The sequence below is a fragment of the Lutibacter maritimus genome (assembly GCF_900116115.1).
Taxonomy (GTDB): Bacteria; Bacteroidota; Bacteroidia; order Flavobacteriales; family Flavobacteriaceae; genus Lutibacter; species Lutibacter maritimus.
The window spans coordinates 111,862-126,579 of the sequence record NZ_FOZP01000006.1 but is presented as its reverse complement, the minus strand read 5'-3'; the positions used below and the strand labels follow the sequence as shown (position 1 = coordinate 126,579).

The following is a 14,718-nucleotide window of genomic DNA, read 5'->3' as shown; positions in this document are numbered from 1 at the left end:
TTGAAGAAAAGATCATCTATTTTAAAACAATATATGTTCCTTTTTTTATTGTTAGTATTTCATACAATAATTAAAGCACAAACAACACCTCCATTAGTAAAAGCTAATGATTCATTGGCTGTTTTAAAACAATCAGATTCCTTAAAATTAAAATATCCATTTAAAAATACTCAAACAGGAAATTTATTTTTATCCGATTTATCGCAAACGGAAATTATTTATGATGCCGAAATAAAAAAATACATTGTAATTGAAAAAATAGGAGATTATCAAATAAAACGTCCAATTTATATGACTCCTGAGGAATATGAAAAATATAAACTTAAAAAGGACATGCTTACTTATTATAAAAATAAAGTAAGTGCTACAAATAGTAAAAAGGAAGGAAGTTTAGACGCACAAAAAAATTTATTACCAACCTATTACGTAAAATCCGATTTTTTTGAATCACTTTTTGGAGGAAATACCATTGAAGTAAATCCGCAAGGTTCCGTGTTAGTTAAAATGGGAATGTTGTACCAGAAAGTTGATAATCCCCAATTATCTGAACGAAACAGAAGTAGTTTTACATTTGATTTTAATCAAGAAATAAGTGCTAGTATTCAGGCTAAAGTTGGAACTAGATTAAAAGTTGGTGCACAATACGATACACAGTCAACATTTAATTTTCAAAATCAAATAAAGTTAGAATATACACCAACCGAAGATGATATTCTTCAAAAAATAGAAGTGGGTAACGTAAGTATGCCTATAAAAAATTCATTAATTGTTGGCGCGCAAAGTTTATTTGGTGTTAAAACACAATTACAATTTGGAAAAACTACTGTAACGGGTGTTTTTGCTGAACAAAAATCACAATCTCGTTCCGTTGCTGCGCAAGGAGGCTCCACAATAGAAGAATTTGAGTTACAAGCAACAGATTATGATGAAAACCGTCACTTTTTTCTATCACAATATTTTAAAGATAATTACAATACTGCTTTAAAAGATTACCCACTAATAAATAGCCCAATAAATATCACTAAAATTGAAGTTTGGGTAACAAATAGAAATGCAACAACAATTGATGTTAGAAATATAGTTGCCTTAGCTGATATTGGAGAAGCAGACCCAACAAATATTGGACCAGCAAATGTAGTTCCAAATCCAGGAGCAAGTTATCCGTCAAATAGTGCTAATAATATTGTAGATATTTTAACATTAGATAATGTTGTTAGAAAAATTTCGACAGTAGGAAACGGACTTTCACCATATTCAATGCAACAAGGTAGAGATTATTCGGTTCTAGAAAATGCCATTAAATTAAGACCTGATGAATTTACATTACATCCACAATTAGGATTTATTTCATTAAATAGAAGATTAGCTGATTCTGATGTATTAGCAGTTGCATTTGAATATACAATTAGTGGAGATTCAAAAGTGTATAAAGTTGGAGAGTTTACAAGTGATGGAATTATTGCCCCAGATAACATTGTTGTAAAATTGTTACGCAGTGAAATTATAAGCACAAAAATTCCAATGTGGGATTTAATGATGAAAAACATCTACTCTTTACAAACTTTTAGAATGCAACAAGAAGGTTTTAGATTAGAGTTATTATATGCTGATGATGCTACTGGAGTTCCAATCAATATTTTGCAAAATGCAGAAACACCAGGAGTGGCGGATAAAACACTTTTAAACTTATTTGATATTGATAGACTCGACCAAAGTCAATTTTTAACCCCAGAAGGAGATGGTTATTTTGATTATGTTGAAGGAGCTACAGTAAATTCAGAAAAAGGATATATCATTTTTCCATCAGTTCAACCATTTGGAGATGATTTAGCATCAAAACTAACAAATGCTGCTGATGCTAATTATATTTTTAAAGAACTTTATGAAATAACGCAATCTGAAGCAAAAAATAATTTTCAGCAAAAAGATAAATATCTATTAAAAGGTTATCATAAATCAGAAAGCGCTAACGGAATACCATTAGGAGCATTTAATGTGCCTCAAGGATCGGTTAAAGTTACCAGCGGAGGTAGAGAATTGGTTGAAGGTGTAGATTATGTAGTAGATTATCAAATGGGTAGAGTTCAAATTGTAAATCCAAGTTTAGAAGCTTCCAATGCACCAATACAAGTTTCTGTAGAAAATAATGCAGCTTTTAATTTACAAACTAAACGTTTTTTTGGAATAGATATAGAGCATAAATTTTCAGATAAATTTATTGCAGGTGCTACTTTTTTAAATTTAAATGAAAAGCCTATTACTCAAAAAGCCTTATTTAATCAAGAACCTATAAATAATACAATTTTTGGTTTAAATGCTAGTTACGGTACTGAGGTTCCTTTTTTAACAAAACTAGTAAACAAGTTGCCTAATATTGATACTGATGTAATGTCAAACATTTCGGTTAGAGGTGATTTTGCGTATTTAAAACCAGGTTCGCCAAAACGAATTGAGCAAAATGGTGAAGCCACATCATATGTTGATGATTTTGAAGGATCGCAAATTCCTTTAGAAATAAAATCAATTCAGCAATGGCATATGGCAAGCACACCTCAATATCAAACCAAATTTAATTTTGGTGGAAGTGCTTCAGATTTATCATATGGTTATAAAAGAGCCCGATTAGCTTGGTATATTATTGATCCTTTATTTTATGGTGGTTCTTCACTAAAACCTAGCAATATAAATAATACTGATCTTTCAAGAGCTGAAGTGAGAAGAATTAGATATGAAGAATTATTTCCTGAACAAGATTTAGATTTAACACAATCTACTGTAGTAAGAACGTTGGATTTAGCATATTACCCAAATGAAAGAGGTAGTTATAATTTTGATACAAATAATGTTGGTCCTGATGGGAAATTTACAGATCCTCAAGACAGATGGGCAGGTATTACAAGAGCATTAACAACCACAAATTTTGAGCAGTCAAATGTTGAATACATACAGTTTTGGTTAATGGATCCATATGATCATTATTCAATAACCAATGAAGAAGGTTTACCTGTTGGTGTTAATCCAAATGATCCTACCAATCAAGTTGGAGAAGTATATTTTAACTTAGGAAACATTTCTGAAGATATTTTAAAAGATGGTAGAAAAATGTATGAAAATGGTTTACCTGTAGATCCATTAAATACCAATAATACCGACACTACTATTTGGGGTAAAATTCCTACAAATCAATCATTATTATACGCTTTTAGCGATAAAGATAGCGAAAGATTAAGCCAAGACGTTGGTTTTGATGGTTTAAATGATGAAGAAGAAATTGCGCAATTTGGAAATTCATTTGGACCAGATCCTGCAAATGATAACTATTCCTATTTTAGAAGTACCGAGTATGATAATTCAGATGCCTCAATTTTAACCAGATATAAAAAGTTCAATAATACACAGGGAAACTCACCAACAAATAATTTATCTACAGAAAGTTATCCAACATCAGCAACCACTTTTCCAGATGTTGAAGATATAGATAAAGATCAAACAATGAATTCTGTTGAAAGCTATTATCAATACAAAGTATCTTTAAATAAAAATGATTTAGTTGTTGGACAAAATAACATTGTTGATGAAAAACGTGTTAAAGTTAAGTTAGAAGATGGTAGTGAAAAGGAATTTAGATGGTTACAATTTAGAATTCAAGTAAGCACTCCTGATGAGATTGTTAATGACATAACGGGTTTTAATTCCATTCGTTTTATGCGAATTTTTCTAACAAAATTTAAAATGCCAGTAGTTTTGCGTTTTGGAGAATTACAGTTAGTTAGAGGGGATTGGAGACGTTACACTAAAACATTAGATGAAACTATAACTCCACCACAAGATTTAACAAATACGCAATTACAAAATTTTGAAGTAGGTGTTGTAAATATTCAAGAAAATGAAGATAAAACTCCAATTTCTTACGTATTGCCTCCAGGAATTGAAAGAGAAATTTTAAGAGGTAGTGCTACACTTCAAAAACAAAATGAACAATCTTTATCTTTAAAAGTTACAGATTTAGAACCTGAAGAAACTAGAGCAATTTTTAAAAATGTTAAAGTAGATTTAAGAATGTATAAACATTTAAAATTGTTTATTCATGCCGAAGGTGTTCAAACAAAACCTCAAGTTCAAAATGATGAAATAAAAGCAATTGTTAGAATTGGAAGCGATTTAAATGATAATTATTATCAATTAGAAAAACTGATAACCATTTCAAATTATGGAGTTTCTACAGCGCTTGAAGTTTGGCCAGAAGAAAATAATTTAGATGTATTTTTAGAGTATTTAGGAAAATTAAAATTAATGCGATTTGATGAAGGTGTTGCTCCAAATCAATTGTATCCAGCAATAGATACTCCATCACCAATTGAAGGGCTAGAAGGTTACGAAATCCGAGTGAAAGGAAATCCAAATTTAGCCAATATTAAAACCATTATGCTAGGTGTTAAAAACGTTTCAAACACCAATCAAAGTGCTGAAGTTTGGTTTAATGAAATGCGCGTATCTGAATTTGATAATGAAGGTGGTTGGGCTGCAGTTGTTAGTGCCGATGCAAATATTGCTGATTTTGCAAATGTTTCGGTTACTGGAAGAATGGAAACCAAAGGTTTTGGAGGAATAGAACAACGTGTAAATGAACGTAGCCAAGAAGATACTAAAACTTATGATGTAGTAACCAATGTAAATTTAGGACAAATGTTACCTAAGGATTGGGGAATTAAATTACCATTAAGTTACAGTATTTCTGAAGAAATTAAAGATCCAAAATACGATCCTCAATATCAAGATGTATTATTTGAAGAAGCAAAAAATATTAATCCAAATAGCGATAAAGCAAGAGATTTAACAAAACGAAGAAGTATTAGTTTAATAAATGTTAGAAAAGAATTTAATCCAAATTCAGAAAAAAACAAGAAGTTTTATAATGTTGAAAATTTATCGGTTTCTTACGCGTATAATGAAACATACCATAGAGATTATAATGTTCAAAAATATTTAGATCAAAATGTTAGAACTTCAGCTAATTATAATTATAATTTTAACGAATTTACGTTAGAGCCTTTTAAAAATTGGGAGTCGGTTAACGGAAAATATTTGAATTTTATTAAAGATTTTAATGTAAACTTATTGCCGTCAACAATTTCTATAAGTTCTAATATTTTTAGAAGTTACAACGAGCAACTATCAAGAAGTTTAATAGAAGGTTTACCACAACTACCAACCCTAACACAACGTAATTTTTTATTTGACTGGGATTATAATATTGGTTACAACCTTACAAAATCTTTGCAACTTAATTTTAGAGCAGCCAATAATTATATTTATGATGATTTTGACAGAGCTGATGATATTCAATTATTTGATAATTTCTTTTCAATAGGAAGACCAGATCATTACCATCAATCATTAAATGGAACCTATAAATTACCATTAAATAAATTTCCATTTATGGATTTTATGAAAGCAGATTTTACCTATGCAGCAGATTTTGATTGGCAAGCATCTTCACAATCGTATATTGATAAGGTTGGAAATGTAATTCAAAATGCTAATACACAAACTTTGGGTGTTGATATAGATTTTAATTTGTTTTATAAAACAGTAGGAATTGAAAGATTATTCAGTAAAAAAAGTGCGACTTTAAATTCTGAAAATTTAAACACACCAACAACTCCACGACCAAATTTAAATGCTAAAAAAAGTAAAACTTTAGGAGGAAAAATTGGCCAAAGCTTTTATGGTATTTTAACTTCAGTAAAAAAAGCCAGAGTTAATTATACGGAAAATAATGGTACATACTTACCTGGTTATGTTCCTGAAATTGGGTTTTTAGGAAGAGATAATTTTAACGGTAGTTTATCGCCAACACTAGGTTTTGTTTTTGGTAGTCAAATTGATATCAGACAAAAAGCAATTGAAAATGGTTGGCTTTTATCTAGAAATGCTGATGACCCATATTATAACAAAACATACAGTTATACACATTTTAATAAATTAGATTTAAATATAACTGTAGAACCATTTAATGATTTAGATATAGATTTTAGAGGTAGCAAAACTTACACTAAAAATTCATCTCAACAATTAGATGTAGTAAATAATGTACTTAATACCGATTCTCCAATAACTGAGTTTGGTAATTTTAGTATTAGTCATAACATGTTAAAAACTGCATTTAACAACAGCGATGCAAATTTTGAAGAATTTAAAGCAAATAGAGCAATTATAGCACAAAGATTAGCTTTAAGTACAGGTCAACCAATAGATGGATTTGGCAATACAAGTCAGCAAGTTTCTTTACCAGCATTTGTGGCGGCTTATTCAGGTACAGATGCTTCAAAAATTAGTTTAAATGCTTTTAGAGAAGTTCCAATACCTGGTTGGCAACTTAATTATAAAGGATTAATGAAAAATAAATGGTTTAAAAAACAATTTAGAAGTTTCTCATTATCACATAGCTACAACTCATTATATTCAATAACAAGTTTCAGTAATAATTTAGAATATAATGTGAATAGCCCTTATGAAAATAAAGATATTGCAGGAAATTATTTCAATAAAACGTTATTTACTAATGTTAATTTATTAGAAGAATTTTCACCACTTATAAAAGTTGATGTGAAAATGAAAAACTCCTTTTCATTTTCAGGAAGAATAAATAAAGATAGAGGATTAACATTAAACTTTAATAATAATACAATAACCCAAGTAAAGGGTAAAGAATATATTATAGGATTAGGTTATAGAATTAAAGACTTAGCCATGAAATTTAGATTTGGTGGCGAATTAACAAAATTAAAAGGAGATTTAGATTTAAGAGCTGATATTTCATTAAGAGACAATGAAACCATAATTAGAGCTATTGATGAAGATAATAATCAAGTAACAGGAGGACAAAAATTATTATCGTTAAAATTCTTTGCAGATTACGCAATAAGTAATAATTTAACAGCCTCGTTCTACTTCGATCAAAGTTCATCGAGATACGCCATATCAACTACTTTTCCTAGGCAATCAGTAAGCTCAGGAATTAGTATAAGATATATTTTAGGAAATTAATTAACCAATATTTAATAAAAAATTATAATGAACGTTCCATCAAATTTAAAATACACAAAAGATCACGAATGGGTAAAAGTTGAAGGAGAAACTGCTACCATCGGAATTACACATTTTGCACAAAGTGAATTAGGAGATATCGTATATGTAGATGTTGATACTTTAGACGAAACTGTTGAAAAAGATGAAGTTTTTGGCTCTGTTGAAGCTGTAAAAACTGTTTCAGATTTATTTATGCCTTTAACAGGTGAAGTTATTGAATTTAATGAATTATTAGAAGATGAGCCAGAAAAAGTAAATTCTGATCCGTATGGTGATGGATGGATGATTAAAATTTCTATAGCTGATGCATCTCAAATAGATAATTTATTAAGTCCAGAAGCATACAAAGAACTAATTGGATAGTAAATATTTATACATTGCTATTATTTTAACTGTTGGAGTTGCTATTGGTAGTTTAATTTCATTAAACAATCTAGTAGTTCCAACAGTTCAAAATTCCGATAAATTTATCCATACAACTGCATATTTTTTAATAAGTTTAAGTTGGTTGTTAACTTTTAAACAAAAATATAAGGTTCTTAAAACAAGCAGTTTAATATTTTTTTCAATATTGCTTTATGGCATAATTATTGAAGTATTACAAAAAGTTATCACCAACTATCGGCAATTTGATTTTTTTGATATTTTAGCCAATTTAGTAGGAATAATCATAGCATTTATACTTTTTTTTATCGTTTCAAAAAAAAAATGTATTAAATAAAAATATACTTGTAAAAGTTACATGAAAATTATTAAATTAGCACACTATAAAATTTTTCACAAATGCAGATTAAAAAGAACCCAAAAGCAAATCTAGAAAACTACAGTAAGTTATTTATGCAGTTAGGCTTAGTTTTAGCACTACTTGTAGTTTATTTAGCGATAGAGAAAAAAACATATGATAGAGTTATTAACGATTTAGGTATAGCAACATACAATATTGAAGATGACGAGCAAATTGTTGAAATTGAACAAGTAAAACCACCAGAGCAACAAGCACCACCTCCACCAACACCTGATAAAATTGAGGTTGTGGAAGATGAAAAAGAAGTTGAAGAAACAATTATAGAATCTACAGAAACAGATGAAAAAGAAGCTGTAAAAGTAGAAAGAATTGTTGAGGTTGAAGAAGAAGAGGAAATTATGGAAGATGTTCCTTTCGCAATTATTGAAGATGTACCAGTTTTTCCTGGTTGTAAAGGAACTAAAGCACAGTTAAAAGAATGTTTACAAGATAAAATAACTCAACATGTAAATAGAAAATTTAATTCTGAGTTAGCATCTGATTTAGGTTTAACACCAGGTATTAAAAGAATATTTGTAATGTTTAAAATTGATAAAACAGGAAATATTACTGACGTACAAGCTCGTGCACCTCATAAAAGATTACAAGATGAAGCAATTAGAGTTGTAGAATCTTTACCTAAAATGATTCCTGGAAAACAAAGAGGAAGACCAGTTGGTGTAAAATATAGTTTGCCAATTGCATTTAAAGTTGAATAAAAATTTAATTATATATTTTTAAAAAGAGCCGTTTAAATATTTAAACGGCTTTTTTTTTGTTTCATATAAAAATTTATACCAAAAAAGTAAATTTAGATTCCTTTTTTTATATTTGTTTAAATCACTACTACTATGAAACAAGTTTTTGCATTATTTTGTACTTTATTCTTCATTCAATTTTCTATTGGGCAAAGCATATTGAAAGACACAGTTACTAGAACGGCTTTAATTAAATTTAATGCCACTAAAAACAGTGTTTCATTCACTCCAGAAGTGCCTAAACTTAATCAAGTAGCTGGAGCTCCAAAAGCATTTTACACTTATTTCTGGGAGTTTGGTGATGGAAATTATAGTAAGCAAGAAAAGCCAACACATACCTATAAAAATAAAGGAAACTATAAAACAAGATTATCAGTTACCAATAATTATGATGATGGAAAACCGCCAACAACACGACCTATTGAAGTTTCAATTATAGATGATAATTTTAATACTACCCAAAATGAAAACCACCAGTTGTTAGCTTCGTTTGATGGTTTTAGAATTCAAACAAATAGAGATCCGGTGCCTGAAGAAGAAATGCAATTTGTATTAAGTTATGGTAACGAAAAAGAATATCCAACCGGTGGAAAAATCTATGTTTTTTTTAATGAAAAAAAATACAAATCTAAAAATTTTGAATTGCTAGATGTCAGATTGTATCATAATGAGCGAGAGATATCTGATGAAATTATTGCAGAAAGCACACGTTATATATCTAAAAATGAATTAATTCAAACTACAGGAGTTTCCACTTTTTTAGAAGAAAATGTAACAGCAATTGATACTTTACATCAAAATTTACCTGAATCAGTAAAAAAAGCAAAAGATTATTACCATGATTTTAAGTTATTTGATTTTGATAATTTACAATCTAAAGAGGAGCGAAATATGTTTTTTACATTTAAAACTACACCTGAAATGTTGAAAGATACCAGTGCTGTAATTACCATAAGAAGTATATATGTGCCAGAAAGAGGTAACGATTCTCATAAAATAAGAACAAAGGAAATGGAAATTGTAACTTCACACGATCCAAACAAAATGGCAGTCTATGATACTCGATTGAATTATAGATTGGTGCGTTTTAAAAGATTGAAATATAAAGTGCAATTTCAAAATGATGGAGAAGGACCTGCTCGTTTAATAAAACTTAATGTTGACATTCCAGAAATGTTAGATAAATCAACGTTGGAAGTTTTGGATATGTATCCAAAATGTCCAATTTGCCCTGAAGAAGAAGTAAATTACAGTTGTTTAGATACTATAATTAATAAAGATCAAATTTCTTTTCAGTTTAAAAATATTTATTTGCCAGGAACTGCTCAAAAAGGAGTTTATGATAAAGATTCTACAAAAGGATTTGTAAAGTACTCGTTGAAGTTTGGGAAAGATTTCCACAAGCAAAAATCTAAAAGTAAAACCGCAATTATTTTCGATAAAAACGATCCAATAATAACAAATACGTCAACTTCACGTTTCTCTCCAGGAATATCAATAGGAGCAAAAACCGGATATAATAGTTTTCCAGATTTAAAAAATTCTAAATCATACTTTGTTGGTGCAACAATTTCACCTTATAAATCTTATAAAAAATATTTACAGGCTGAAATTATGATAGCCAGTCACGATTTTGATAAATTTAAAAGTACAATTTCTGAAACGGGTCCTATTGATTCGGCAAATGGAGTTAAATATGATAACACATTGTTAGAAAGTGAAATAGATTTAGCGTATCAAAAATTAAATATTGATGTGGTTCCAATTTCATTCCGATACAATTTTAACGGTGTAATAGCTGCTGGTGTTGGGACACAAATTTCGTTTGATATTTCAAACAAACAAACTGGTACAATTTCTTCAAACTATTTTTCTTTTGTAAACGGTAGAAAAGGCGACCCTATTGAAGAGCTAAATTCTGTTGAAAAAGTAGATACTTCAGGCGCATTTTCAGATATTAAATATGGTGTTTTTAGTGATATAACCATTGGCGCTTCCAGAATTGGCCCAAGCGTTGGTGCACGCTATATTTACAATTTTAATGAACCACATTCGCAAATTCATTTGTATGCAATCTGGAAATTTTAAGCTTAAAATGTTTAAAAAAAGCCTTTTTTTTATAGCTACTTTATGCTGTACATCACTTTTTTCACAAACTTTAAGTTTTTCAAAAGTGATAGATTCACTAAAAAATGAAGATAATTTATCGGAATTTATTTATGTGCATATAGATGAGTTTGCTAAAAATCCAACAAGTAATTATTTGTCAATTTTTGAACAGCTTTCTACAAAACTTTGGAGAGCGCCAAGCAATGAAAAAGAAGCAACTTCTCAACTCTATTTTTATATTAATTATGCCTATTATTTAAAAGAATTTGGTTTTATAAATCAGTCTATTATTTATTATGAAAAAGCCTATAATTTTTATAAAAAACAACACATTAAAAATTACGATATTATTGAATTTTGCCTAAAACCATTAGCAAATAATTACACTAGAATTGGTGATGTAGACAGTGCTGAAGATGTTATAAAAGTTACTATTGAAAAAGCTATAAGCGAAAATAAAACTAGCCAAATTAGTGCCACATACTTAAATTTAGCAGCACTTTTAAAGACAAAAGGTGCATATTCATCGGCCATAAATTATTTAAATTTAGCGTTAGATTTGAGTAACAAAAGTGTTGATAAAGCACGTTTGTATTCAGATTTGGCAATCAATTATTTAATGCTAAATGAGTTTAATAAAGTTGAAGAATATGTTGGGTTATCTGACAAATTTAATAATCCAACTGATTTAACAATACAATGTAAAAATGCAACTAATTTGGGAAGCTTATATCTTAATAAAAATGAATATGAAAATGCATTATTTCAATTCCAAAAAGCTTTAAAAAATGCTCAACTTGTTTTTGGAAAACATGATAGAGAAGTTGCAAAAATATACAATCAATTAGCGCAAGTTTTTTATTTAAAAAAGGATGTTGTAGAAGCTCAGAAAATGTATCAAAAAGCACTAACTGTTTTATTGCCTAATTTTCAGCCAAATACCATTGAGGAAAACCCAAAAACTGCCTTTTTTTATCCTGAAAACACTTTAAAAGATAGTTTTGATGGTAGAGCAGCAGTTTTTATTGATACTGGAAATTATAAGGAGGCTTTAAATAATTACGACTTGGCCTTTTTAGTTGAAAATGAATTAAGAGCTGTTTATTTAAATCAAAATGCTAAACTTTTACAACAGCAAGAAAATAGAAATAGAAGTGAAAAATGTATTGAATTATGTTATTTTTTATTTGAAAACACAAATGATGTTGAATGGATTGAACAGGCTTTTTTATATGCTGAAAAAACGAAAAGTGCTGTTTTGTTAGAGACAAAAGAATTGCTTTCGAAAAGAAATAAAATTGGAAATGATAGCTTATTTATTAAACATGATGCATTGCTTTTTAAAAAAGGACAACTAAATAAAAAAATTACAATTGAGCAATTAAAAGATACAAATGCCAATATTACTTTGTTAGCAAAACTAACAAATGAACGAAATCAGGTTTCAACGGATTTACAATTATTAAATCAACAAATTTTTAAAAAATATCCGCAACTTAAAACTTTTAAATCATCTGATATTTCAGTAAAAATAATCCAAAATAACGTCCTTTTAAATAATGAGTTGTTATTAGAATATTTTGATGGAAATTATAATTTGTATATTTTTTCAATTGAAAAAGATAAACCTATTGCAATTCATAAAATTGAAAAAAATGTTAGTTTTAATCAGGAAATAAATGCTTTTTTAAATTTCTTTTCTGATGGAAGAGGTGTGACGCTTCAAAATAATATGAAAGAATATACAACACTTGGGTATAAACTTTATCAAAAATTATTCAACAATTTAACGAATAAAAATATCATTTTAATTCCTGATGGTGTTATTTCTTTTATTCCTTTTGACGCATTAATTACTAAAAAAACTACTAGTACTAATTTTGAAAATTTGCCTTATTTGGTACAACAGAGTGCAATCAATTATGCATATTCTTCAACAATTTTATTGCAAGAAAAAAATAACAAAACTGAAAATGAAAAGATCTTAGGATTTTTTCCTGTTTTTGAAAATAATCACAGAGGACTTTCTCAATTAACATATACATTAATTGAATCTGCCAATATTAAAAAAACGTTTAAAGGAAATTTTTTAATAGAATCAAATGCAACTAAACGTGTATTTGAAAAAATGGCCAACCAATATTCAATTATTCATCTATCTACACACGCTACTTCAGGTGATTATTTTGAGCCACCAGCTATTGAATTTTATGATGAAACCTTGTATTTGCCAGAAATTTACGGCTATAATTTAAATACAGATTTACTAGTGTTAAGTGCCTGTGAAACTGGAATTGGGACTTTAAGAAAAGGTGAAGGAGCAATGAGTTTAGCACGTGGATTTTCATATGCAGGCGTAAGAAATTTAATAGTGTCACTTTGGAAAGTAAATGATAAGTCTACTGAAAAATTAATGACTAATTTTTATAAATTTTATAAAAACAACAATAATAAAAATGAAGCATTACACCTTTCTAAACTAAATTATTTAAATGATTTTTCTATTTCATCAAACAAAAAATCACCGTATTATTGGGCGAGTTTTATTTATATTGGAGAGGTAAATGTTAGTGAGAATTTATTTTATAAATATTGGTGGTTGTTAGTGATGAGTTTTATGTTAATTGTTGCTTATTTTGTTTTTAAAAAACCTTAGATTTGACTTTCTTGTTAACAGATAACGAAAGGGATTAAAATTTTAAAAAATTAGAATGAAATTAACCACAATTCTTTTAAGAAAAGGATATGCTACTATAAAGCTTAAAAAAATTAACACCAACCATTTTGAACTTAAAGCAACTTTAAATGGTATAAAAGGTAGATTTATATTAGATACGGGCGCATCCAATTCTTGTATTGATATAGTGTTGGCGGATAAATTTAAATTACAAGTTGAAGATTCTGATACAAAGGCTGCAGGCGCAGGTGCAATTGGAATGGATACAAAAATTTCATCGCAAAATCACATTCAAATGAAAGATTGGAAATACAGTAATTTTAACGTTGTTTTGTTTGATTTAACCCACGTAAACACTGCATTAACAGAACATAATGCCAACGCTGTAGATGGAATAATTGGTGCTGATATTTTAGAAAGAGGAAAAGCAATTATTGATTATAATGGTAAGTGTCTGTATTTAAAAAAGTTAGTTTTTAAGTTTTAACTTTTAGTACTTAAAACATAAGTTACAATACCACCAACATAAAACATATTATGATTTATTCCGTTTGCAACGGATAAATCAAATGCAAAATTATTAGAAAAATTGTAACCAGCACCAATATTAATATTTTGAGATATTAATTTGCGATTGGTAAAATCTCCAAAATTTTCAGCAAAAAAGCGCATTTTATCAGAAAATGAATAGGTAAAATTAGCAATATAAAATCCTGATTTTGATGCGTCGGTTTCAACAGCATAACCAATATTGTAATTTAATGTTAACTTCTTAGTTAGTGAGTTAGAAAAATTTATAGAACATATTTTTCCTAATTTACTTATTTTAAATTCAGAGTCGGTTGGTAATATTGCTCTAATCATTATTGATGCTTCAGGAAGCATTTTTTTTTCTTCCCATAAATTAACTGAAAAACCTACTTGAATATCATCAAATTTATTTAAGGAATGCACTAAATGGTCATTTTCCCAAAGTTCTTCTTTAAGAATTGGCGTATTTAGTTGAACTTCTATTTTTTCTGATAAACCAAATCTAAAAAGTGCACTAGGAATACTCCAAGATTTTAGTTCAATATTAGCTTCTTTTTGTATAGCATAAAGTGATTCTAGTTCTATTTGTAAAGTGTTTTTATTTACAGAAGATGAAGGTTCAACAGTTTGTGAAAAACCATAGTAATTAGCCGAAAGTACTATGATTAAAACGATGATAAGTCTGGTCATTTTTGTGAATATGTAATTTTAGTTACAAAATTATCTAGAATTAGTCTAAATAAAAATGACTTTTATCATTGATAATA

The 14,718-nt window shown here is 28.5% G+C and carries 8 protein-coding genes; 7 read left to right on the top strand and 1 reads right to left on the bottom strand.

What is annotated here, in order from left to right; all coding sequences use genetic code 11:
* The 7 genes from sov to BM335_RS10770 all read left to right on the top strand — a co-directional run bounded on the left by sov (nt 1) and on the right by BM335_RS10770 (nt 13,907).
* Complete coding sequence (sov, locus tag BM335_RS10800; RefSeq protein WP_245780660.1) at nt 1-7,050, top strand: T9SS outer membrane translocon Sov/SprA; 7,050 nt, start codon at nt 1-3, stop codon at nt 7,048-7,050.
* A 27-nt stretch (nt 7,051-7,077) separates the two neighbouring features.
* The gene (gene gcvH / locus BM335_RS10795) at nt 7,078-7,455 is read left to right on the top strand and encodes a glycine cleavage system protein GcvH (protein ID WP_090227037.1); all 378 of its coding nucleotides are present in this window, start codon (nt 7,078-7,080) and stop codon (nt 7,453-7,455) included.
* Nucleotides 7,448-7,813 (top strand): VanZ family protein, encoded by a 366-nt coding sequence (locus BM335_RS10790; RefSeq protein ID WP_090227032.1) that lies wholly within the window; start codon nt 7,448-7,450, stop codon nt 7,811-7,813. Before gcvH ends, BM335_RS10790 begins: the two co-directional genes overlap by 8 nt.
* Nucleotides 7,814-7,875: 62 nt before the next feature.
* Nucleotides 7,876-8,595, top strand: coding sequence for an energy transducer TonB (locus BM335_RS10785; RefSeq protein ID WP_090227029.1), 720 nt, complete (start codon nt 7,876-7,878; stop codon nt 8,593-8,595).
* 132 nt (nt 8,596-8,727) lie between these two features.
* The gene (locus BM335_RS10780) at nt 8,728-10,722 is read left to right on the top strand and encodes a PKD domain-containing protein (protein WP_090227025.1); all 1,995 of its coding nucleotides are present in this window, start codon (nt 8,728-8,730) and stop codon (nt 10,720-10,722) included.
* Nucleotides 10,723-10,807: 85 nt separating this feature from the next.
* Nucleotides 10,808-13,399 carry a CHAT domain-containing protein gene (locus BM335_RS10775; protein WP_177219194.1) on the top strand — a complete coding sequence of 864 codons (2,592 nt, stop codon included), beginning with the start codon at nt 10,808-10,810 and terminating at the stop codon, nt 13,397-13,399.
* Between the two features lie 55 nt (nt 13,400-13,454).
* On the top strand, nt 13,455-13,907 hold the full coding sequence (locus BM335_RS10770; protein WP_090227019.1) for a retropepsin-like aspartic protease family protein: 453 nt from the start codon (nt 13,455-13,457) through the stop codon (nt 13,905-13,907).
* On the opposite strand, the gene BM335_RS10765 is transcribed toward BM335_RS10770, so the two are convergent.
* Nucleotides 13,904-14,641 carry a transporter gene (locus BM335_RS10765; protein ID WP_090227016.1) on the bottom strand — a complete coding sequence of 246 codons (738 nt, stop codon included), beginning with the start codon at nt 14,639-14,641 and terminating at the stop codon, nt 13,904-13,906. The two genes, BM335_RS10770 and BM335_RS10765, sit on opposite strands and share 4 nt — an antisense overlap.
* Nucleotides 14,642-14,718: the final 77 nt, after the last annotated feature.

Bases quoted from the DNA above. Each gene is read 5' to 3' on its own strand.
- BM335_RS10765 (WP_090227016.1), bottom strand. From the start codon at position 14,641: ATGACCAGACTTATCATCGTTTTAATCATAGTACTTTCGGCTAATTAC.
- BM335_RS10785 (WP_090227029.1), top strand. From the start codon at position 7,876: ATGCAGATTAAAAAGAACCCAAAAGCAAATCTAGAAAACTACAGTAAG.
- BM335_RS10770 (WP_090227019.1), top strand. From the start codon at position 13,455: ATGAAATTAACCACAATTCTTTTAAGAAAAGGATATGCTACTATAAAG.
- gcvH (WP_090227037.1), top strand. From the start codon at position 7,078: ATGAACGTTCCATCAAATTTAAAATACACAAAAGATCACGAATGGGTA.
- BM335_RS10780 (WP_090227025.1), top strand. From the start codon at position 8,728: ATGAAACAAGTTTTTGCATTATTTTGTACTTTATTCTTCATTCAATTT.